Raw genomic sequence first — 20,812 nt, 5'->3', positions numbered from 1 at the left:
CTACAGGTAATGCGCTGACCTCTGTAGGAGCGGCCTTGTGTCGCGAAAGGGCCGCAAAGCGGCCCCAAAATCTCAAGGTTTGCGCTTGCTAGGCTTGCCCCCAAAGCTCGGCACCTTGCGCACGGCCTTGACCGCCGGCGCCGAAGCCCCCGCCTCCTCGCTGTCCATCCAGCGCCCCAGACCACGCTTGGCACTGTTCTCTTTCGGTTTCTTGGGCTTCTTCGGCTTTTTCAGCACCTGGCCACTGGCATCGGTCACCGGCACCCGGTGATCGGGGATGAAGTCCGGCTCCTCATGGCGCGGCAGCACCTGGCGGATCAGCGTCTCGATCGACGCCAGCAGTTGCACCTCGTCGGCGCACACCAGCGAGATCGCCTCACCCTTGTTGCCCGCGCGGCCGGTCCGACCGATACGGTGCACATAGTCCTCGGCGACGATCGGCAGGTCGAGGTTGACCACCAGCGGCAGGTCGTCGATATCCAGGCCGCGGGCAGCCACATCGGTGGCCACCAGCACCTGGACTTCACGCGCCTTGAAGGTGTCCAGGGCGCGCTGGCGGGTGGCCTGCGGACGGTCGCCATGGATGCCGTCGGCGTTCACGCCCTCGGCCAGCAGACGCTCGACCAGTTGGTCCACGCCATTGCGGGTCTTGGCGAACACCAGCACCTGCTTCCAGCGCTGCTTGCGCAGCAGGTGGCAGAACAGGTCGGCCTTGCGCTTCTTGTCCACCGGTACCAGCCATTGCTTGACCGTGTTGGCAGCGGCATTTCGCGGGCTGACTTCGATGCTCAGCGGGTCGTTCAGCGCCAGGCCCGCGAGCATACGGATCTGGTCGGAGAAGGTCGCAGAGAACAGCAGCGTCTGGCGCTTGCGCGGCAACGCCGCATACACCGCCTGCAGCTCTTCGGCAAAGCCCAGGTCGAGCATGCGGTCGGCTTCGTCGAGCACCAGGGTCTGCACCTGGCCGAACTTGATGGCGTTCTGGCGGAACAGGTCGAGCAGACGGCCTGGGGTGGCCACCAGCAGGTCGACGCCACGGCGCAGGCGCATCATCTGCGGGTTGATGCTGACGCCGCCGTACACCGCGTAGGTGGACAGCGGCAGGTTCTCGGCATACTCACGCACATTGGCGTGGACCTGCTCGGCCAGTTCGCGGGTCGGCACCAGCACCAGCGCGCGCACCGAGTTGCTGGCGACCTTCTCCCCTTCCAGCGCCAGGCGTTGCAGTACCGGCAGGGCGAAGCCGGCGGTCTTGCCGGTGCCGGTCTGGGCGGCGGCCATCAGGTCGCGGCCGGCGAGCACGGCGGGGATGGCCTTGGCCTGGACCGGGGTGGGCGTGGTGTAGTCCAGCGTCTGCAGGGTGCGCAGCAGCGGTTCGATCAGGCCGAGTTGGGCGAAATTCATGGCAATACCGTCAGGGGGTTCAGCGAAGGCGGCAAGTTTACCCCAGCACCACGGTGGCCCAAAGAACAAAGGGCCTGTGGGAGCGGGTTTACCCGCGAAGCCGACACCGTGGTGGATGGCACGGGCTTCGCCCGTGTTCGCGGGCAAGCCCGCTCCCACACGGATCGCGCCAGATTCTAGAAATTGAGCAAGACAGTTGCTCCCACAGGGTCAGAAGTCCGCTACCTTATTTGCACACCCCTTCTTTGAGCGGCACTGGCGACTCCGGCGCCTTGCGCCACTGCGGCAGGCCGATCAGCACCACCGCGCCGATGATCACCGCCATGGCCACGCACTCCTCGGCGCCGATCTGCTCGCCGGCGAAGACGATCCCCAGCAACACCGCCACCGCCGGGTTGACGTAGGCATAGCTGGTGGCCGCCGCCGGGCGCACGTGCTTGAGCAGGTACATGTAGGAACTGAATGCCAGGATCGAGCCGAAGAACACCAGGTAGGCCAGCGCGCCCCAACCGGCGGCGGTGGGCATCTGGGTCAGGCGCTCGCCGCTGACGGCACTGCCGATCAGCAACGCGGCGCCGCCCACCAGCATTTCTGCGGCACTGGCCATCGCGCCCTGGGGCAGCGGCAGGCTCTTGCTCCACACCGAACCGAAGGCCCAGGCTGCCGCGGCGAACAAGATCAGCGCCGCGCCCATGGGGCTGGCCTGCAGGTTCGAGCCCATGTTGAGCATGCCGATGCCGACCAGCCCAAGGGCGATCCCCGCCCACTCCAGGCGCGAGTTGCGATGGCCGAAGAACAGACCGAACACCAAGGTGAACAGCGGCACCGTGGCCACCGCCAACGCCGCCACGCCCGAGGCGACCCCGGCATGCTCGGCCAGGGTCACCCCGCCGTTGCCGCAACTAAGCAACAGGAAACCGATCGCCCCGGCCGCGCGCCACTGGGGCCAGGTCGGCGCCGGCACACCACGCCAGCGCAGGAAGCCATAGAGCAGGCTGCCGGCAATCACGAAACGCACCCCGGCCATCAGCATCGGCGGCCAGGACTCCACGCCGATGCGGATAAACAGGTAGGTCGAGCCCCAGACCAGGTACAGGGCAAGAAAGGCGCCAACAAGCAACAACGGGAAGCGACGGGAGGAGGACATGGCAAGGGCTCGAAATCCGTTTACGGGTGGATTAGTTTAGAAAGGCCCAGGCGCAAACTTAAGTTACAAAACACGTTTAAAACACCAAAACACTTTGTAATAGATGGTTGTTCGGCCCCCTTGCCGTCGATTACAAAGCCAACAGGAATCACCATGGACAAGTATGACCGCATGCTCCTCGCCGCCCTGCTGGAAAATGGCCGGGCCACCTACGCGCAGCTGGCGCGCCAGGTCAATCTGTCGGCCCCGGCGGTGGCCGAACGGGTGGCCAAGCTGGAAGCCAGCGGGGTAATCAGCGGCTACACGGCCAAGGTCGATCTGGAGAAGATCGGCCTGCCGATCCAGTGCGTGATGGAACTGCGCCTGGCCAGCCATGGCAACCAGCAGGCCTACGAGGCCCTGGAGAAAATCCCCGAACTCACCGAATGCCACCGGGTGACCGGCGACCCGTGCGTGATCATGCAGGCGGCCGTCACGTCGATGGGCGAGTTGGAGGCGCTGATCAACCGCGTATCGCAGCTGGGCTTCACCAAGACCTCGATCATCCTGTCGAGCGCAGTGGCGCGACGGGTGCCGCTGGGGCACCTGGAGGGCAACGGCAAAAAGAGCTGAAACAGCAGCGCGGAAGCGGCGGTTCGCCGTTGCGACTTGGCCCGCGATAGAGCCGGCATTGCGATCACGGGGCAAGCCCGCTCCCACGCACTGCTCCCACGCACCACTCCAGCCCGGAACCTGTGTACAGGTCAGTGGCGCAACAGTAACTTGCCTTCGATGGGCACATAACGGCTGGCCGCGCGGATCAGTGCCAGGGCTGTCAACCCGGGTACACCGTAGACCACCGTTTCGACGCCATGGCGTTGCATAGCACGCTCCAGCAACAGGTCGAAATCACCGTCGCCCGAGGCCAGCACCACCTGGTCGACCCGCGCCGCCGCCTCGATGACATCGAGGGTAATGCCCACGTCCCAATCGCCCTTGGCGGAACCATCGGCGCGCTGGATGAAGGGTTTGAGGCGCACCTCGAACCCGAGGTTGCGCAGGATCTGCTGGAATTGCTGCTGCTTGCTGTCGCCACGGTCGATGGCATAGGCCACCGCCTCGACGATCTGCCCTTCGCGGCTGACCTCGGCCCACAGCGCGGCGTAGTTGAAATGGCAGCCATGGCCTTGGCGAACCGTGTAGTAGAGGTTCTGCACATCGGCGAACAGGGCGATTTTCTTCAAGCGTGGACACCTCGTGTCTGCGGGGCTGCCTGGCAACCCCGCACCATGATTCAACCCTTGGCCGATCGGTCGATCGAGAAGCCAGCCCAGTCCTGGCTCACCGGCATCAGCTCCAGGCTGTTGATGTTGATATGCGCCGGCTGGTTGAGGATCCAGAAGATGGTCTCGGCGATATCCTGGGGCTGGATCGGATCGGCACCGGCGTAGGTCGCATCATACTTCGCCTGGTCCCCACCGAAACGCACCAGCGAGAATTCGCTCTCGCACAGCCCCGGCTCGATATTGCTCACCCGCACGCCGGTCCCTCGCAGGTCGCAGCGCAGGCTCAGCGAGAACTGGCCGACGAAGGCCTTGGTGCCGCCATACACGTTCGCGCCCGGGTACGGGTAGTTGCCCGCCACCGAACCGACGTTGAGGATCGACGCGCCGCGGCCATGGGCAATCAACCGAGGCAACAGCAAGCGAGTGGTGTACATCAGCCCCTTGATGTTGGTGTCGACCATGGTTTCCCAGTCGTCCAGGCTGCAGTTCTGCGCGGCGTCGACACCCAACGCCAGGCCGGCGTTGTTGACCAGGCCCTGGAGCTTGTCGAAGGTCGGCGGCAGGCTGGCGATGGCTGCCTCCATCGCCTTGCGGTCACGCACGTCGACCACCAGGCTATGCACCTCGGTCTTGGCCGACAGTTCCTGGCACAACGCATCCAGGCGCTCCTTGCGCCGACCAGTGAGCACCAGCTTCCAGCCGGCGTCGGCGAAACGGCGGGCGGTGGCCTCGCCAAAACCGGACGTCGCGCCAGTGATGAATACGGTGGATGTCATGCTCTTCTCCTCAGCGTGGGATTGTCGTCGACTGGCCTCGCAGCATGCCCGGCGCAAGGCCCGACCACAACCGTCATCGCCACTGGTCAAAAAACGTACTAACCCCGCTGAGGCCCGTGATAGAAGGGCTGCGCCGGGCTATGCGCATCTTATCCACAAGGCTTTCCCCACGGATTGGGGGCAACTCGTCGGGTCAAGGGAACCTCTGTAGGTTGTGGACATCGCTGCATGATGGCGCAACGCTTTCAACCATGCTGCCTGTGGCGGTCTGTCCAAGGTTTTTTCACAGAGTTATCCACAGAAAGCAACGCGCTCTGGGCAAACCGATCTGCTGCGCAAAACCCATGCAAAATCATGCACAAGCAGCACTTGATCAAAAAACGATCAAATACTTGGAGGCGCTGGTTTATCTGGGCTGGAGCGAGGTGCCACCATGTTTTCCACAGGCGGTTCCACACAATCCGTGGAAAGTTTTCCACTTGTGGAAACAAGGGTTTGCAGTGGGGATGTGGAGTGTTTCAAGAAAGATATGCGACAAGTTGTCCACATCTGCCGTCTGGCATAAAACGCATCGCGGGGCAAGCCCGCTCCCACAGACCCAACCGGCACCTGTGGGAGCGGGCTTGCCCCGCGATCTGCGAAGAATAAGTCAGTGCCCGCCCAGATAGGCGTTACGCACCTCCTCGTTGACCAGCAGCTCCTGCCCCGTCCCGGTCATGCGAATCTGCCCGTTGACCATCACATAGGCTCGATCAGACAGCTTCAGCGCGTGGTTGGCGTTCTGCTCCACGAGGAAGATGGTCATGCCGGTCTGCGCCAACTCGCGCAAGGTGGAGAAGATCTGCTTGACCACGATCGGCGCCAGCCCCAGCGAGGGCTCGTCGAGCAGCAACAGCTTGGGTCGGCTCATCAGCGCGCGGGCGATGGCGAGCATCTGCTGCTCGCCGCCGGACATGGTCATGGCGCGCTGGTTGCGCCGCTCCTTGAGCCTCGGGAACAGCTCGAACATGCGCTGCATGTCCTCACCGGCATGTTTGTCGCCAATCGGAATGGTGCCCATCATCAGGTTCTCCTCGACGGTCATGTCGGGGAACACCCGGCGCCCTTCCGGAGACTGGGCGATGCCGTTGGAGGCAATGTAGTGCGACGACTTGCGGGTGATGTCGGTGCCGCGATAGACGATCTGCCCGGAGGCCGCCCGCGGCTGGCCGAAGATCGACATCAGCAACGTCGACTTGCCCGCGCCGTTGGCGCCGATCAGGCTCACCGTCTCGCCTTCGTTGATGTGCATCGAGACTTTCTTCAGGGCCTGGATCGGCCCGTAGAACACATCCAGGTCCTTCAACTCGAGAATGGGCGCGCTCATATCAGCTCCTCTTCGTCTGCGCCCAGGTAGGCGGCGATCACCGTCGGGTTGTGGCGGATGTCCTGTGGCGTGCCCTCGGCGATCACGTTGCCGTGGTCGAGCACGACAATATGATCGGAGATGCTCATGACCATGCCCATGTCGTGCTCGATCAGCACCACGGTGATGTCGTGCTCGTCACGCAGCACGCGGATCATGCGGCTGAGGGCCTCGGTCTCCTGCGGGTTGAGGCCGGCGGCCGGCTCGTCCAGGCAGATGATCTTCGGCCGCGTGCACATGGCCCGGGCGATTTCCAGACGGCGCTGCTGGCCGTACGACAGCTCGCCAGCCAGGCGGTTGGCGCAATCGACCAGGTCGACCACCTCCAGCCAGTAGAACGCATGGTCCAGCGCGTCGCTCTCGGCCTTGCGGTAACCCGGGGTGTTGAGCACGCCGGCCAGCAGGTTGCGGTTGACCCACATGTGCTGGGCCACCAACAGGTTCTCCACCACCGACATTTCCTTGAACAGGCGAATGTTCTGGAAGGTGCGCGCAAGACCTGCGCGGTTGACCAGGTGGGTCCCGCCGAACATCTTGTAGTACAGGCGGTTGGCGAAGCGCGCCGGCGAGACGAAGTCCGCCGCCTGGAAGCGCTCGCCGAGCAGCTGGATGACGTTGGTGTGGCTGCCGCGCACGTTCAGCTCGATACGCCCGCCGCTGGCCTTGTAGAAGCCGGTGAGGCAGTTGAACACAGTGGTCTTGCCGGCGCCGTTGGGACCGATCAGGGCGAAGATCTGGTTACGCTTGACCTTCAGGCTGACATCGCTGAGCGCCTTGATCCCGCCGAACTGCATCATCAGGTTGTCGACCGACAGAATGATTTCGTCGCTCATGGCGCCACTCCTTTACGCGGGACCACGCCGGTGCGGCTGATGCGGATCAGCCCCCGCGGTCGCCAGATCATCATCAGCACCATCAGCACGCCGAACAGCAGCACCCGGTACTCGGAGAAGCTGCGCAGCAGCTCCGGGGCCACGGTCAGCACGAATGCCGCTATCACCACGCCCACGGTCGAGCCCATGCCGCCAAGCACGACGATGGCCAGGATCAGCGCCGACTCGAAGAAGGTGAACGACGACGGGTTGACGAAGCCCTGGTAGGTGGCGAAGAACACCCCGGCCAGGCCGGCGGTGGAAGCGCCCAGGGTGAACGCCGAGAGCTTGACCAGTACATGGTTCAGGCCCATGGAGCGGCAGGCGATCTCGTCCTCGCGCAGGGCCTCCCAGGCGCGCCCGACCGGCATGCGGGTCAGCCGGTGCTTGATGTACAGCACCGCCAGCACCACCAGGAACAGCACGGCATAGATGAACACGAACTTAAGGTTAGGGTTGTAATCGAAGCCGAAGAACTCATGGATCGGCACTCCGCCGTCCTTGGCCCGGCGGCCGAACTCCAGCCCCAGGAAGGTCGGTGACGGCGCCGGCATGCCGTTCGGGCCGCCGGTGAACGACAGCCAGTTGTTCAGCACCAGCCGAATGATCTCGCCGAAGCCCAGGGTGACGATGGCCAGGTAGTCGCCGTGCATCCGCAACACCGGGAAGCCAAGGATGCACCCCGCCAACGCCGCAGCGATCGCCGCCAGTGGCAGCACGCTCCAGAAGCCCAGGCCCAGGTACTGGTAGCCGAGGGCCAGGCCGTAGGCGCCGATGGCGTAGAACGCCACGTAACCCAGGTCGAGCAGGCCCGCCAGGCCGACCACGATGTTCAGGCCCAGGCCCAGCAGCACGTAGATCAGGCCGAGGATGACCACGGTCAGCAGGTACTTGTTGGCGAACACCGGGAACACGATGGCGATGACGATCAGCGCCGGGATGATGTAGCGCAGCCGCGACTTGTAGTCCGGCGCCAGCACATGCACGCCCGAACCACCGCTGTCGAAGCCCTGGAGCATGCGCTGGCCGGTCGGTGTCTGCAGGAACACGCTAAGGATGAAACGCCCGATCATCACACCGCCGACCAGCCAGGCCACGCGGGCCGGCTCGGCGTTGAAGCTGTAGCCGTCGAGCACCACGCCGACGACCGGACCGAAGACGATGAGCGCCAGCAGGCCGGCGACGATCGTCTCCAGCAGGCTGCGTTTGAGGTCGAAACCCTTGGATTGGGCAACAGAGGCAGAATTGGCAGCGGACATGTTCACACCTTAGCCACGAGCGGGCGACCCAGCAGGCCTTGGGGACGGAAGATGAGGATCATCACCAGCAGCGAGAAGCTGAACACGTCCTTGTAGTCGGAGTTGATCAGGCCGGAGAACAACGACTCGGAGATCCCCAGGATGATGCCGCCGAGCATCGCCCCCGGCAGCGAGCCGATACCGCCGAGCACCGCGGCGGTGAACGCCTTGATGCCGATGATGAAGCCGGCGTAGAAGTCGAAGGTGCCGTAGTTCATGGTGATCAGCACGCCGGCCAGCGCAGCCATCACCGCACCGATGACGAACACGTAGGAGATCACCCGGTCGGTGTTGATGCCCAGGATCGAGGCCATCTTGCGATCCTGCTGCGTCGCCCGGCACATGCGCCCGAGCTTGGTGTACTTGATGACGTAGGTGAGCAGCGCCATGCCGACGAAGGCGGCCACCAGGATGAAGATCTTGGTGTAGGTCAGCTGCACGAAGCCTGTGCCGACCTCGACGCGCATGGCGCCTTCGAGCAGGGTCGGCACGCCTTGCTGGCGGGCGCCCTGGCTGATCTGCGCGTAGTTCTGCAGGATCAGCGAGATGCCGATGGCGCTGATCAGCGGGGCCAGGCGGGTGGAGTTGCGCAGGGGTTTGTAGGCGATGCGTTCGATGGTGAAGCCATAGACGCCGGTGACGACGATGGTGAACAACAGGGTGCCCAGCATCAGCAGCGGAAACGACTCGATGCCGAAGTAGGCCAGCAATGCCAGGCTGATCGCCGCGAGGTACGCGGAGATCATGTACACCTCGCCGTGCGCGAAGTTGATCATGCCGATAATGCCATAGACCATTGTGTAGCCGATGGCGATCAGGCCGTAGACCGACCCGAGGGTCAGGCCGTTGACCAGTTGCTGCAGGAAAATACCATCCATAACGCAATCTCACCTGATTGAGATTGCACGAGCGCCGACCACGCAGGATCCGGATGCAACGGCCCTCGCAGCGCAGAACTGTGCAGATCTACTGACAATGACAGGTACCGCGGGGCTACGGCCCGGTGCGACACGCACGCGGGCCGTTGGCCGTTGTTATTGTTGTTTTTCCAGCTGGTGGTACTTGCCGTTGGCATCCCACTGGTAGACCACGTAGTCGGAGACAGTCAGGTCGCCCTTGCTGTCCCACTTCTTCTCGCCCATGACGGTCTTGACCGGGTTGGCCTTGAGCCACTTGGCGGCGTCCTCGCCCTTGTTCGACTTGGCGCCGTTGAAGGCGGCGGCCAGGGCCTGGACCGAAGCATAGGCGTACAGGGTGTAGCCCTCAGGCTCGGTGCCGTTCTTGCGGAACTCCTCCACCACGGTCTTGCTGTCGGGCAGCAGGCGTGGGTCGGCGCCGAAGGTCATGTACACGCCGTTGGTGTACTGGGCGCCGCCGGCGGTGGTCACCAGTTCGTCGGTGACGATGCCGTCGTCGGACATGAATGCCACATCCTTCAGGCCTTGCTCGCGCAGTTGGCGTACCAGCGGGCCGGCCTCGGGGTGCAGGCCGCCGAAGTAGACGACATCGGCACCGGCGGAACGGATCTTGGTGACCACGGCACTGAAGTCCTTCTCGCCACGGGTCAGGCCTTCGTACAGAACCGGTTTGACGCCACGTTTTTCCAGTTGCGCCTTGGTCGCGTCGGCCAGGCCCTGGCCATAGGTGTCCTTGTCGTGCAACACCACGACCTTCTTGCCCTTGAGCACATCGACGATGTAGTTGCCGGCGACGATGCCCTGCTGGTCGTCACGGCCGCACATGCGGAACATCGCGGACAGGCCGCGCTCGGTCACCTGCGGGTTGGTGGAGCCTGGGGTGATGGCGATCACGCCGGCCTCGTCGTAGACCTCGGAAGCGGGGATGGTGTTGGAGGAGCAGAAGTGACCAACCACGCCCGCCACCTTGTCCTGGTCGACCAGGCGGTTGGCCACCGCCACGGCCTGCTTCGGCTCGCAGGCGTCATCGCCCTTGACCAGGACGATCTTCTCGCCGTTCACGCCACCGGCCTTGTTGATCACATCGGCCGCTGCCTGCGCACCTTTCATGTACTGCTCGCCAAACGCTGCGTTGGCCCCGGTCATGGGACCCGCGACGCCGATCTTGATGTCGGCCTGAACATACGAAGAAACACCCAGTGCCGTGGCTACGGCCAGTGCCAGGAAACCTTTCTTGTAAAACGTCTGCGACATGAGGTGGTGCTCCTAGAGTATTTTTTTTGGTTGGCACTACAACTTCTCAGCCCTGTGCTCCGAGCAAGGGCCGTGCCAGTGGTTTTGTCTTCCGGGGAAACACACGACAGGGGGTGAACAGAGGCGACCGGCGGCCTTTTCTTTATTGAGCGTGCAACCGTCTACTGCGCAGCGAGCGCCACCGACACGCCTAGACAAGGAGCAACCTTCGAGCACCATCATTGCAACCCTTGCGAGTGTTAACGTGCAACCGACCTGTAACAGCGGACGTCACCGAACTGCACACCGCTGGTGCGTGACTGCTACAGGCGGCACCGTTAGAAGGCTAGTCGGTGCACGGGAAATTACCTGTAGCGGCGAAGATCGCGGGCGGCGTGGGAGCGGGCTTGCCCCGCGATCTGGCACAATGGTCGCCATTGCCCGCCTTGGAGCTTCCCCCTGATGAGCGAGAGCGCATTCGCCGAGCGCATCGTGCACAACCTGCTCGACACCGACTTCTACAAACTGACGATGATGCAGGCCGTCCTGCACAACTACCCGGACGCCGACGTCGAATGGGAATTCCGCTGCCGCAATGGCGAAGACCTGCGGCCCTACCTGGGGGAGATTCGCAACCAGCTCGAACTGCTCAGCGAGCTGACCCTGGACGATGACCAACTGGCCTTCCTCGAGCGCATCAGCTTCCTCAAGCCGGACTTCCTGCGCTTCCTGCGCCTGTTCCGCTTCAACCTGCGCTATGTGCGCATCGGTATCGAAAACGATCAGCTGTTCCTGCGCCTGCGCGGCCCCTGGCTGCATGTGATCCTCTTCGAGGTGCCGTTGCTGGCCATCATCAGCGAGGTGCGCAACCGCCACCTGCACCCGCGCATGCGCCTGGCCGAAGCCCGCGACCAGCTGCACCGCAAGTTCGACTGGCTGCGCGCCCACGCCAGCGACGACGAACTGGCCCACCTGCAGGTGGCCGACTTCGGCACCCGCCGGCGTTTCTCCAGCCGTGTGCAGGAGGAAGTGGTGCGGGTGCTGCGCGATGAGTTCCCGGGCCGCTTCGTCGGCACCAGCAACGTCGACCTGGCATGGAAACTGGATATCAAGCCCCTGGGCACCATGGCCCACGAGTGGATCATGGCCCACCAGCAGCTCGGCCCGCGGCTGATCGACAGCCAGATCGCCGCACTGGACTGCTGGGTCCGCGAATACCGTGGATTGCTCGGCATCGCCCTGACCGACTGCATCACCATGGATGCCTTCCTCCAGGACTTCGACCTGTACTTCGCCAAGCTGTTCGACGGCCTGCGCCACGACTCCGGCGAGCCGGTGGCCTGGGCCGAGAAGGCCATCGCCCACTACCAGAAACTGGGGATCGACCCGATGACCAAGACCCTGGTGTTCTCCGACGGCCTGAACCTGACCCGCTCGCTGGAGATCTTCCGCGCCCTGCGCGGGCGCATCAATGTCAGCTTCGGTATCGGCACCAACCTGACCTGCGACATCCCCGGCGTGGCGCCAATGAACATCGTGCTTAAAATGACCGACTGCAACGGCTCGCCAGTGGCGAAGATCTCCGACGAAGCCGCCAAGACCCAGTGCCGCGACGAGAACTTCGTCACTTACCTGCGTCACGTATTCAAAGTCCCCAGCAAGGAGTAACCCATGCAAGCCGTTCAGCAAGAGATTGCCCGGGCGCTCAAAGTGCAGCCGCCGTTCGCAGACGCCGCCGCCCTCGAGCGGGAAGTCGCCCGGCGCGTGGCCTTCATCAAGGACTGCCTGGCCAATGCCCGGCTCAAGACCCTGGTACTGGGCATCAGCGGCGGCGTCGACTCGCTGACCGCCGCCCTGCTCGCCCAGCGCGCCATCAACGAGCTGCGCAGCGAGACCGGCGACCAGGCCTACACCTTCATCGCCGTGCGCCTGCCGTACCAGGTGCAGCACGACGAGCACGACGCCCAGGCCTGCCTGGAGGTGATCAAGGCCGACGAAGTGCACACCATCGACATCGCCCCGGCGGTGAAGGCCCTGGCGGCCGAAGTCGAGGAGCTTAAGAACGGCTCGCCGACGCTGGTGGACTTCGTTGTCGGCAACGTCAAGGCGCGTACCCGTATGGTCGCCCAGTACACCGTCGCCGGCGCCCGCGCGGGTTTGGTGATCGGCACCGACCACGCCGCCGAGGCGGTGATGGGGTTCTTTACCAAGTTCGGTGACGGGGCGTGCGACCTGGCGCCACTGAGCGGGCTGGTGAAGAACCAGGTGCGGGCCATCGCGCGCAGCTTCGGCGCGCCAGAGTCGTTGGTGGAGAAGGTGCCAACCGCGGACCTGGAAGACCTCGAGCCGGGCAAGCCGGACGAGGCGTCACACGGTGTGACCTACCAGCAGATCGATGCGTTCCTGCATGGGCAGCCGGTCGACCAGGCAGCGTTCGACATCATCGTCGCCACCTACCGCAAGACCCAGCACAAGCGCGAGCTGCCGTTCGCGCCCTGAATAGCATGAGGCTGAACGTGGGAGCGGGCTTGCCCCGCGATGACATCGGTGATTTCACCATCGCCATCGCGGGGCAAGCCCGCTCCCACAGGGTACTGCGTCAGGTTTTGATTACTTGACGACGACCTTGCCCTTCATCATCGAGATGTGGCCCGGGAAGGTGCAGAAGAAGCTGTAGTCGCCACCGGCTTCCAGCTTCGAGGTGTCGAGCTTGATGGTGTCTTTCTCGCCGGCACCGATCATCTTGGTGTGGCCGATGATCGCGGCGTTGTCGGCTTTGATGTAGTCCTTGTCCAGGCCTTGCGACATGCCTTCGGTGGCGATGGCCTGCATGTCGGCGGTCTTGCTGATGACCAGGTTATGGCCCATGACGTTCTTCGGCAGGCTGCCACCGTGGGTCAGTTCGATCTCGACGGTCTTGCAGCTCTTGTCGATGGTGAATTCCTTGGTGTTGAACGACATCTGGTCGGTCGAGTCGACAGTCACCTTGCAGTCGGCGGCAAAGACAGAGGCGCTGGCGAGGGTCAGCAGGGATACCGCTACAGCTTTCGCAAACATCATGAATCTCCTTGGCAGGGTTTTATCAATTGCGAGATTGCCTGAAAACAGGACGCCCGTACCTGATGTGGGTCAAGGGGTGTCAAGTGGCCAGGCAGTAGATTTGTTCAATGGATTGTATACAACCAATCAAAGTGCACATCATGCCCTCTTGATAGACGATGGGACAACCTCTCATTTAGGAGTTGAATGAAATGTCCCTTTCCAGCTTCATGAACAGTCTGCTCGCCGCCTACGCCCACGGAGCCAGTGGCGCCATCTGCGAATTCGCCCGCCCCGAGTGATCTCCCCCCTTGGAAGCGACAGGCATGCGCCTTACCCTGTGCGCGCATGTAAAGGGAGATAAGCAATGCCTGTACGTTCCGTTTGTGTCTTCTGTGGCGCCAGCATCGGTGCCAACCCCGCCTATCGCGAAGCTGCCATCGCCCTTGGCCAGGCCATCGCCCGCCGTGGTCTGACCCTGGTCTACGGCGGTGGCGCGGTCGGCCTGATGGGCACCGTCGCCGATGCCGCCCTGGCCGCCGGTGGCGAAGTCATCGGCATCATTCCCCAGAGCCTGATGAACGCTGAGATCGGCCACAAGGGCCTGACCCGCCTGGAAGTGGTGGACGGCATGCACGCGCGCAAGGCGCGCATGGCCGAGCTCAGCGATGCCTTCATCGCCCTGCCGGGTGGCCTGGGCACGCTGGAGGAGCTGTTCGAGGTGTGGACCTGGGGGCAGCTGGGCTATCACGCCAAGCCGTTGGGGCTGCTGGATGTGAACGGGTTCTATGAAAAGCTGGGCGGGTTCCTCGACCATATCGTCGAAGAGGGCTTCGTGCGGCCGCAGCACCGGGCGATGCTGTTGCTGGGGCAGCAGCCGGATGAGCTGCTGGAGGGGATGGAGCGGTTCGAGTCGCCGGTATTGCCGAAGTGGGTCGATCGCAAACCAGATTGATTGCTGGCAGATATACACCTTGCCTGTGGGAGCGGGTTTACCCGCGAATGCGGCGGTGGCTTCACCATTGCATTCGCGGGTAAACCCGCTCCCACAGAGGACTCTACCAAGTCATCAGGATCAGCGCGGAATAACCGGCTGACGCGGCTTCTTGCCCTTGCCGCCCTTAGCTGCCTCTTTGCGCTCCTTGGCCGCCTGCTGGTTGCGGGCGAACGCCTCGGCCTTGGCCTTCTCGCGCTTGTCCCACGGCTTGCTGCCGTCGCTGGCGCGCGGTGGCAGGCCGGTGTGCTGGGTGAGGATCTTCTGGTCCTTGCCCACCTTGTGGCTGCCGGCCGGCGTCGAGTTCTTGGCGCCGGGCGCTCTGGTAGGTATCAGTGGCTGGCTGGTGCAGCGGGATCAGCTGGTGCTTGCCCGGCCCGATCAGGTCGGCGCGGCCCATGCGCTGCAGCGCTTCACGCAGCATCGGCCAGCCCTTCGGATCGTGGTAGCGCAGGAACGCCTTGTGCAACCGGCGCTGCTCCTCGCTCTTGACGATCTCCACCCCTTCGCTCTTGTAGGTGACCTTGCGCAGCGGGTTCTTGCCCGAGTGGTACATGGCCGTGGCCGAGGCCATCGGCGAGGGGTAGAACGCCTGCACCTGGTCGGCGCGGAAACCGTTGCCTTTGAGCCACAAGGCCAGGTTCATCATGTCTTCGTCGGTGGTGCCCGGGTGCGCGGCGATGAAGTACGGGATCAGGTACTGCTCCTTGCCCGCCTCTTTCGAGAACTTCTCGAACATGCGCTTGAAGCGGTCGTAGGTGCCGATGCCCGGCTTCATCATCTTGTCCAGCGGGCCACGCTCGGTGTGCTCCGGGGCAATCTTCAGGTAGCCGCCGACGTGGTGGGTGACCAGCTCGCGCACGTATTCCGGCGACTCGACCGCCAGGTCGTAGCGCAGGCCCGAGGCGATCAGGATCTTCTTCACCCCCGGCAAGGCACGGGCCTTGCGGTACAGCTCGATCAGCGAGCTGTGGTCGGTGTTGAGGTTCTCGCAGATGCCCGGGAACACGCACGACGGCTTGCGGCAGTGCTTCTCGATGTCGTGGCTCTTGCAGGCGATGCGGTACATGTTGGCGGTCGGGCCGCCGAGGTCGGAGACCACGCCGGTGAAGCCCGGCACCTTGTCGCGCATCTCCTCGATCTCGTGCAGGATCGACTCGTGGGAGCGGTTCTGGATGATCCGGCCTTCGTGCTCGGTGATCGAGCAGAAGGTGCAGCCACCGAAGCAGCCACGCATGATGTTCACCGAGAAGCGGATCATCTCGTAGGCCGGGATGCGCTCCTTGCCATAGGCCGGGTGCGGGATACGCGCGTAGGGCATGCCGAACACGTAGTCCATTTCTTCGGTGGTCATGGGGATGGGTGGCGGGTTGAACCACACATCCACGTCGCCATGCTTCTGCACCAGGGCACGGGCGTTGCCCGGGTTGGTCTCCAGGTGCAGCACGCGGTTGGCGTGGGCGTAGAGCACCGGATCGTTGCGTACCTTCTCGAACGACGGCAGGCGGATCACCGACTTCTCGCGGGTGACGCTCGGGCTGTCGAGGATCTGCACGACCTTGGCTTCGTTCGGGTCTTCCTGCTCGCCCTTGGCCTGCTCGATGGCGCAGGCCTGGGTGTCCTGGGTGTTCACGTACGGGTTGATGATCTTGTCGACCCGGCCCGGACGGTCGATGCGGGTGGAGTCGATCTCGAACCAGCCCTGCGGCGTGTCGCGGCGAATGAACGCGGTGCCGCGCACGTCGGTGATGTGCTCGATGCTTTCACCCTGGGACAGGCGCTGGGCGACCTCGACGATCGCCCGCTCGGCGTTGCCGTACAGCAGGATGTCGGCGCTGGCGTCGACCAGGATCGAGTGGCGGACCTTGTCCTGCCAGTAGTCGTAGTGGGCGATGCGGCGCAGCGAGGCCTCGATGCCGCCGAGCACGATCGGCACGTGCTTGTAGGCTTCCTTGCAGCGCTGGCTGTACACCAGGCTGGCGCGGTCCGGACGCTTGCCGGCCATGCCGCCGGGAGTGTAGGCGTCATCGGAACGGATCTTCTTGTCCGCGGTGTAGCGGTTGATCATCGAGTCCATGTTGCCCGCAGCCACACCGAAGAACAGGTTCGGCTCGCCGAGCTTCATGAAGTCGTCTTTCGACTGCCAGTTCGGCTGGGCGATGATGCCCACGCGGAAACCCTGGGCTTCCAACAGGCGGCCGATGATGGCCATGCCGAACGACGCATGGTCGACGTAGGCGTCACCGGTCACGATGATGATGTCGCAGGAATCCCAGCCGAGCTGATCCATCTCCTCCCTGCTCATCGGCAGGAAAGGCGCTGGCCCGAAGCATTCGGCCCAGTACTTGGGATAGTCGTAGAGTGGTTTGGCTGCTTGCATGTCAGTGACCGGTTCTAATGTGCAGGAAAATCGCGGGCGCGGAATATAGCACAAATTTTGACCAAATCCGACGGTGATGGTCGGATTCAAGCGGATTCAAGCGTGCGAACGAATATCACTGTGGGAGCGAGCTTGCCTCGCGATGACATCGGTGAATTCACCATCGCCATCGCGGGGCAAGCCCGCTCCCACGATCCGCTCCCACAGGAGCCAGTCCAGCCCGATGGTCTTATTCGTCGTCGTCGAAATTGTACATGCCCGGCGCGAGGTTCTCGAAGCGGGTGTACTTGCCGATGAACGCCAGGCGCACGAAGCCGATGGGGCCGTTACGCTGCTTGCCGATGATGATCTCGGCCACGCCCTTGTGCTCGGTCTCGGGGTGATACACCTCGTCGCGGTAGACGAACATGATCACGTCGGCGTCCTGCTCGATCGCACCCGATTCACGAAGGTCGGAGTTGACCGGGCGCTTGTTGGGGCGCTGCTCCAGGGAGCGGTTGAGCTGCGACAGGGCGATCACCGGGCAGTTGAATTCCTTGGCCAGCGCCTTGAGCGAGCGGGAGATCTCGGAAATCTCGTTGGTGCGGTTGTCGCCGGCCGAACCCGGGATCTGCATCAACTGCAGGTAGTCGACCATGATCATGCCGATCTCGCCATGCTCACGCGCCAGTCGGCGGGTCCGTGCGCGCATCTCCGAAGGGCTGATGCCGGCAGTGTCGTCGATGAACAGTTTGCGGTCGTTGAGCAGGTTGACCGCCGAAGTGAGCCGTGGCCAATCGTCGTCGTCCAGCTGACCGGAACGCACCTTGGTCTGGTCGATACGACCCAGGGACGAAAGCATACGCATGATCAGCGACTCACCGGGCATCTCGAGGGAGAACACCAGCACTACCTTCTCGCTGCGCAACACAGCGTTTTCCACCAGGTTCATGGCGAAGGTGGTCTTGCCCATCGAGGGACGGCCGGCGACGATGATCAGGTCGGCCGCCTGCAGGCCACTGGTTTTCTCGTCCAGGTCGGTGTAACCGGTGGACACGCCGGTGATGTCGCTGTCGGAGTTGAACAGCGTGTCGATGCGGTCGATGGCCATGGTCAACAGCTCGTTGACCCCCACCGGGCCACCGGTCTTCGGTCGCGCCTCGGCGATCTGGAAGATCTGCCGCTCGGCGTCGTCGAGGATCTCTTCGGCGTTGCGCCCCTGGGGGTTGAAGGCGTTGTCGGCGATGTCGGTGCTGATGCTGATCAGCTGACGCAACGTGGCCCGCTCGCGGATGATCGCGGCGTAGGCCTTGATGTTGGCCACCGACGGGGTGTTCTTGGCCAGCTCGGCCAGATAGGCCAGGCCACCGACCTGGGTGGACACGCCTTCCTTGTCCAACTGCTCGTGCAGGGTCACCACGTCGAACGGCTGGTTAGCATCCACCAGCTTGTGGATGGCACGGAAGATCAGGCGGTGGTCATGCCGGTAGAAGTCGCCGTCCGAAACTTGGTCGAGCACCCGCTCCCAGGCGTTGTTGTCCAGCATCAGGCCACCGAGCACGGCCTGTTCGGCCTCGATGGAATGCGGCGGCACCTTCAGGGCAGCGGTTTGCAGGTCGAGTTGTTCGGGGGTGGTGATCTCGTTCATGGCCACGAAAGAATTCTGGAAGATGAAAAAGACAAAGGGCACGGCCTGCACAAAACAGGACCGTGCCCGATGTTAACCGCCTGACCCACGAGGAGCCAGTCGATTAAGGCAGCTTAGGCAGCTACGACAACCACGCGTACGGTGGCTTCAACGTCGCTGTGCAGGTGCACGGCTACGTCGTATTCGCCAACCTGACGGATGGTGCCGTTCGGCAGACGAACTTCAGCCTTGGCCACTTCAACGCCGGAGGCGGTCAGGGCGTCAGCGATGTCGTGGGTGCCGATCGAACCGAACAGCTTGCCTTCGTCGCCAGCGGTGGCAGTGATGGTCACTTCCAGCTCGGCCAGTTGGGCAGCGCGGCTTTCAGCCGAAGCTTTCTTGTCTGCTGCGGCTTTTTCCAGCTCGGCGCGGCGTTCTTCGAACGCGGCCAGGTTGGCGGCGTTGGCAACGGTGGCCTTGCCGAATGGCAGCAGGAAGTTACGGCCGTAACCAGCCTTAACGTTTACTTTGTCGCCCAGGTTGCCCAGGTTGGCGACTTTTTCCAGCAGGATCAGTTCCATTTGGTAAAACCTCTTAACTTTTAACCTTCACCGTTCGCGGAGTCGTCACCCTGTGAAGGGGACTTGCGACCGCGAAAATCAATCAGGCTGTCGACAATGGCCAAAACCACGAGCAACGGATACATCAGCTGCATGAGCAGCGGCAGCGTCACGTACATCCCCACCAGCCAGAAACCGGCCAGTCGCCGCTGTGCCACCAGCCCATGAACCAGGGCGATGCCAGCAAGCAGCAGCACCAGGCTGGAGGCGGAGGCCAGGACGATGAACGACGACCCGAGGAACGGGCCCAGCACCATCAATGACACCAGCACCAGCATTGGTACCAGCGGCAGCCTCAGCTCGCGAAACTCGCGGGCGAAACCACCAGGGTTGTACAACGCCGCCTGCCAATAGCGCGCCAGCATCAAAGCCAGCAGGCTGAACAGCTGCAGCATTACCGCACTGGAAGCGACCAGCAAAGGGCCGATCAGCTCACCAGGTAGTACCGGCTGGCCCTCGATCTGCGGCAGGGCTTTTTCAAGCGCCTTGGCCAGCACCTCGAAGGTCTCGCGCATCACCGCGTCCAGGATCAGGCTGTACAGCAAGCCTAATGCGACACTGGACAGCAGCACCCGGGTCCAGGAATGCCCGGCCCGCAACAAGGCGGCCAGACCCAGCGTTCCCAACAGCACCAGCAAGGTGCTTGGTTCGCCGAAGAACGCGATGATCAACGCTGGCAAAAGGCCCCAGGCGATGACCGATGACGCGTCCTTGAACCCGCGCCGCAGGAGCACCAGGCTCCCGGCGGCGGCACTCAACCAGAACAGCAGCGGCAGTACCGCGCTGATGACCACCACGAGGGTGGCCTGCACACGACCGCGCATGATGAAACCAGCTAACGCTCGCATGCTTATCCCTTGCTACTTAAGTCGACGACCCGGTCTCAGCGGCCGTGGCTGTCGGTGTAGGGCAGCAGGGCCAGGAAGCGGGCGCGCTTGATAGCGGTAGCCAGCTGACGCTGATAACGAGCTTTGGTACCGGTGATGCGGCTTGGAACGATCTTGCCGGTTTCGGATACGTAAGCTTTCAGGGTGTTGAGATCTTTGAAGTCGATCTCTTTCACGTCTTCAGCAGTGAAGCGGCAGAATTTACGACGACGGAAGAAACGTGCCATGTGATTGGCTCCTCAAAAGGTCCGTGGATTACTCGTCAGCGTTATCGCTGTTGTCGCTGTCATTGCTGTCGTCGCCTTCGGCGCCATCAGCATGCTCAGGACGTTCGCGACGCTCACGGCGCTCGCTGCGGTTCTCTTCTGCCTTGAGCATCTCGGACGGGCCGGTAACGGCTTCGTCACGACGGATGACCAGGTTACGGATCACGGCATCGTTGTAGCGGAAGTTGTCTTCCAGCTCGGCCAGGGCCTTGCCGGTGCACTCAACGTTCAGCATCACGTAGTGAGCCTTGTGAACATTGTTGATTGCGTAGGCCAGTTGACGACGACCCCAATCTTCCAGACGGTGGATCTTGCCGCCGTCTTCTTCGATCAGCTTGGTGTAACGCTCAACCATGCCGCCGACTTGCTCGCTCTGGTCCGGGTGAACCAGGAAGATGATTTCGTAATGACGCATGAATGCTCCTTACGGGTTAGTAGTCTGCCAGCGTATCTGGTCAGACAAGGAGTGAATGACACTGTAAGTCTTGCCCCGGCGTGTAGGCGCATGCGCACCGGCCAGCTGGCAAGGGGCGCAATTGTAGAGAAGGCCGGGGGCACAAGCAAGGTGATTGGCGAATATTTGAACAGCCGGCAACATATTTCGCGGGCAATCATGGAGCGTGGGAGCGGGCTTGCCCCGCGATGCGATGTCGAGTCCACCACCATCGCGGGGCAAGCCCGCTCCCACGCCGCCCGATATCAA

At 63.1% G+C, this 20,812-nt stretch carries 20 protein-coding genes; 4 read left to right on the top strand and 16 right to left on the bottom strand.

Annotated elements, in window-relative coordinates; genetic code table 11:
• Positions 1-72 precede the first annotated feature (72 nt).
• A complete protein-coding gene (rhlE1, locus tag ACZ899_RS22455) occupies positions 73-1,404 on the bottom strand; it encodes an RNA helicase RhlE1 (RefSeq protein WP_234560594.1) in 1,332 nt (443 codons plus the stop codon).
• A gap of 226 nt (positions 1,405-1,630) precedes the next feature.
• Complete coding sequence (yedA, locus tag ACZ899_RS22450; protein WP_232856630.1) at positions 1,631-2,551, bottom strand: drug/metabolite exporter YedA; 921 nt, start codon at positions 2,549-2,551, stop codon at positions 1,631-1,633.
• A gap of 153 nt (positions 2,552-2,704) precedes the next feature.
• Here yedA and ACZ899_RS22445 point away from each other — a divergent pair, with 153 nt between their 5' ends.
• The gene (locus tag ACZ899_RS22445; RefSeq protein WP_110737865.1) at positions 2,705-3,163 is read left to right on the top strand and encodes an Lrp/AsnC family transcriptional regulator; all 459 of its coding nucleotides are present in this window, start codon (positions 2,705-2,707) and stop codon (positions 3,161-3,163) included.
• Between the two features lie 131 nt (positions 3,164-3,294).
• Here ACZ899_RS22445 and ACZ899_RS22440 read toward each other — a convergent pair whose 3' ends face one another.
• From ACZ899_RS22440 to ACZ899_RS22410, 7 genes are all read right to left on the bottom strand, one after another.
• The gene (locus ACZ899_RS22440; RefSeq protein ID WP_186734492.1) at positions 3,295-3,774 is read right to left on the bottom strand and encodes an NYN domain-containing protein; all 480 of its coding nucleotides are present in this window, start codon (positions 3,772-3,774) and stop codon (positions 3,295-3,297) included.
• A gap of 50 nt (positions 3,775-3,824) precedes the next feature.
• Positions 3,825-4,592 (bottom strand): SDR family oxidoreductase, encoded by a 768-nt coding sequence (locus ACZ899_RS22435; protein WP_203650211.1) that lies wholly within the window; start codon positions 4,590-4,592, stop codon positions 3,825-3,827.
• Between the two features lie 649 nt (positions 4,593-5,241).
• Positions 5,242-5,958 (bottom strand): ABC transporter ATP-binding protein, encoded by a 717-nt coding sequence (locus ACZ899_RS22430; RefSeq protein WP_028688239.1) that lies wholly within the window; start codon positions 5,956-5,958, stop codon positions 5,242-5,244.
• Positions 5,955-6,830 carry an ATP-binding cassette domain-containing protein gene (locus ACZ899_RS22425; RefSeq protein ID WP_050707124.1) on the bottom strand — a complete coding sequence of 292 codons (876 nt, stop codon included), beginning with the start codon at positions 6,828-6,830 and terminating at the stop codon, positions 5,955-5,957. Before ACZ899_RS22425 ends, ACZ899_RS22430 begins: the two co-directional genes overlap by 4 nt.
• Positions 6,827-8,128 (bottom strand): high-affinity branched-chain amino acid ABC transporter permease LivM, encoded by a 1,302-nt coding sequence (gene livM, locus ACZ899_RS22420; RefSeq protein WP_203650209.1) that lies wholly within the window; start codon positions 8,126-8,128, stop codon positions 6,827-6,829. Before livM ends, ACZ899_RS22425 begins: the two co-directional genes overlap by 4 nt.
• A 2-nt stretch (positions 8,129-8,130) precedes the next feature.
• Entirely contained in the window at positions 8,131-9,045 is a 915-nt protein-coding gene (locus tag ACZ899_RS22415; protein WP_102683954.1) for an ABC transporter permease subunit, read from the bottom strand.
• Between the two features lie 156 nt (positions 9,046-9,201).
• Positions 9,202-10,338 carry a branched-chain amino acid ABC transporter substrate-binding protein gene (locus ACZ899_RS22410; RefSeq protein WP_234560593.1) on the bottom strand — a complete coding sequence of 379 codons (1,137 nt, stop codon included), beginning with the start codon at positions 10,336-10,338 and terminating at the stop codon, positions 9,202-9,204.
• A 441-nt stretch (positions 10,339-10,779) separates the two neighbouring features.
• Between ACZ899_RS22410 and pncB the strand changes: the two genes are divergently transcribed.
• A complete protein-coding gene (gene pncB, locus ACZ899_RS22405; RefSeq protein ID WP_203650205.1) occupies positions 10,780-11,985 on the top strand; it encodes a nicotinate phosphoribosyltransferase in 1,206 nt (401 codons plus the stop codon).
• Positions 11,986-11,988: 3 nt separating this feature from the next.
• The gene (gene nadE, locus ACZ899_RS22400; RefSeq protein WP_203650202.1) at positions 11,989-12,816 is read left to right on the top strand and encodes an ammonia-dependent NAD(+) synthetase; all 828 of its coding nucleotides are present in this window, start codon (positions 11,989-11,991) and stop codon (positions 12,814-12,816) included.
• Positions 12,817-12,927: 111 nt separating this feature from the next.
• On the opposite strand, the gene azu is transcribed toward nadE, so the two are convergent.
• The gene (gene azu / locus ACZ899_RS22395; protein ID WP_050707129.1) at positions 12,928-13,374 is read right to left on the bottom strand and encodes an azurin; all 447 of its coding nucleotides are present in this window, start codon (positions 13,372-13,374) and stop codon (positions 12,928-12,930) included.
• Positions 13,375-13,723: 349 nt separating this feature from the next.
• On the opposite strand from azu, the gene ACZ899_RS22390 reads away from it, so the two are divergent.
• Positions 13,724-14,311, top strand: coding sequence for a cytokinin riboside 5'-monophosphate phosphoribohydrolase (locus tag ACZ899_RS22390; RefSeq protein WP_234560592.1), 588 nt, complete (start codon positions 13,724-13,726; stop codon positions 14,309-14,311).
• 166 nt (positions 14,312-14,477) lie between these two features.
• Here ACZ899_RS22390 and ACZ899_RS22385 read toward each other — a convergent pair whose 3' ends face one another.
• The 6 genes from ACZ899_RS22385 to rpsF form a co-directional block, all read right to left on the bottom strand.
• The gene (locus ACZ899_RS22385) at positions 14,478-16,730 is read right to left on the bottom strand and encodes a YgiQ family radical SAM protein (RefSeq protein WP_485627776.1); all 2,253 of its coding nucleotides are present in this window, start codon (positions 16,728-16,730) and stop codon (positions 14,478-14,480) included.
• Positions 16,731-16,959: 229 nt separating this feature from the next.
• Positions 16,960-18,357 (bottom strand): replicative DNA helicase, encoded by a 1,398-nt coding sequence (gene dnaB / locus ACZ899_RS22380; RefSeq protein WP_110735182.1) that lies wholly within the window; start codon positions 18,355-18,357, stop codon positions 16,960-16,962.
• A gap of 113 nt (positions 18,358-18,470) precedes the next feature.
• Positions 18,471-18,917: a 50S ribosomal protein L9 gene (gene rplI, locus ACZ899_RS22375; protein WP_011535934.1), complete on the bottom strand. Its 447-nt coding sequence runs from the start codon at positions 18,915-18,917 to the stop codon at positions 18,471-18,473.
• Positions 18,918-18,937: 20 nt separating this feature from the next.
• Complete coding sequence (locus ACZ899_RS22370) at positions 18,938-19,804, bottom strand: YybS family protein (protein ID WP_203650179.1); 867 nt, start codon at positions 19,802-19,804, stop codon at positions 18,938-18,940.
• A gap of 35 nt (positions 19,805-19,839) precedes the next feature.
• Positions 19,840-20,070, bottom strand: coding sequence for a 30S ribosomal protein S18 (gene rpsR, locus ACZ899_RS22365; protein WP_003249563.1), 231 nt, complete (start codon positions 20,068-20,070; stop codon positions 19,840-19,842).
• Positions 20,071-20,098: 28 nt separating this feature from the next.
• On the bottom strand, positions 20,099-20,524 hold the full coding sequence (gene rpsF / locus ACZ899_RS22360) for a 30S ribosomal protein S6 (RefSeq protein WP_011535936.1): 426 nt from the start codon (positions 20,522-20,524) through the stop codon (positions 20,099-20,101).
• Between the last annotated feature and the right edge of the window lie 288 nt (positions 20,525-20,812).

It is taken from the genome of Pseudomonas sp. TE31087, assembly GCF_057284075.1.
The sequence above is the reverse complement of the archived record's forward strand: the minus strand, read 5'-3'. Positions and strand labels throughout refer to the sequence as shown.

Excerpts from the sequence above, each read along its gene's own strand:
- pncB (WP_203650205.1), top strand. The coding sequence starts at position 10,780 with ATGAGCGAGAGCGCATTCGCCGAGCGCATCGTGCACAACCTGCTCGAC.
- nadE (WP_203650202.1), top strand. The coding sequence starts at position 11,989 with ATGCAAGCCGTTCAGCAAGAGATTGCCCGGGCGCTCAAAGTGCAGCCG.
- dnaB (WP_110735182.1), bottom strand. The coding sequence starts at position 18,357 with ATGAACGAGATCACCACCCCCGAACAACTCGACCTGCAAACCGCTGCC.
- ACZ899_RS22445 (WP_110737865.1), top strand. The coding sequence starts at position 2,705 with ATGGACAAGTATGACCGCATGCTCCTCGCCGCCCTGCTGGAAAATGGC.
- rplI (WP_011535934.1), bottom strand. The coding sequence starts at position 18,917 with ATGGAACTGATCCTGCTGGAAAAAGTCGCCAACCTGGGCAACCTGGGC.
- rpsF (WP_011535936.1), bottom strand. The coding sequence starts at position 20,524 with ATGCGTCATTACGAAATCATCTTCCTGGTTCACCCGGACCAGAGCGAG.
- ACZ899_RS22435 (WP_203650211.1), bottom strand. The coding sequence starts at position 4,592 with ATGACATCCACCGTATTCATCACTGGCGCGACGTCCGGTTTTGGCGAG.
- ACZ899_RS22370 (WP_203650179.1), bottom strand. The coding sequence starts at position 19,804 with ATGCGAGCGTTAGCTGGTTTCATCATGCGCGGTCGTGTGCAGGCCACC.
- ACZ899_RS22430 (WP_028688239.1), bottom strand. The coding sequence starts at position 5,958 with ATGAGCGCGCCCATTCTCGAGTTGAAGGACCTGGATGTGTTCTACGGG.
- ACZ899_RS22390 (WP_234560592.1), top strand. The coding sequence starts at position 13,724 with ATGCCTGTACGTTCCGTTTGTGTCTTCTGTGGCGCCAGCATCGGTGCC.
- ACZ899_RS22410 (WP_234560593.1), bottom strand. The coding sequence starts at position 10,338 with ATGTCGCAGACGTTTTACAAGAAAGGTTTCCTGGCACTGGCCGTAGCC.
- ACZ899_RS22425 (WP_050707124.1), bottom strand. The coding sequence starts at position 6,830 with ATGAGCGACGAAATCATTCTGTCGGTCGACAACCTGATGATGCAGTTC.
- azu (WP_050707129.1), bottom strand. The coding sequence starts at position 13,374 with ATGTTTGCGAAAGCTGTAGCGGTATCCCTGCTGACCCTCGCCAGCGCC.
- ACZ899_RS22385 (WP_485627776.1), bottom strand. The coding sequence starts at position 16,730 with ATGCAAGCAGCCAAACCACTCTACGACTATCCCAAGTACTGGGCCGAA.
- yedA (WP_232856630.1), bottom strand. The coding sequence starts at position 2,551 with ATGTCCTCCTCCCGTCGCTTCCCGTTGTTGCTTGTTGGCGCCTTTCTT.
- rhlE1 (WP_234560594.1), bottom strand. The coding sequence starts at position 1,404 with ATGAATTTCGCCCAACTCGGCCTGATCGAACCGCTGCTGCGCACCCTG.
- livM (WP_203650209.1), bottom strand. The coding sequence starts at position 8,128 with ATGTCCGCTGCCAATTCTGCCTCTGTTGCCCAATCCAAGGGTTTCGAC.
- ACZ899_RS22415 (WP_102683954.1), bottom strand. The coding sequence starts at position 9,045 with ATGGATGGTATTTTCCTGCAGCAACTGGTCAACGGCCTGACCCTCGGG.
- rpsR (WP_003249563.1), bottom strand. The coding sequence starts at position 20,070 with ATGGCACGTTTCTTCCGTCGTCGTAAATTCTGCCGCTTCACTGCTGAA.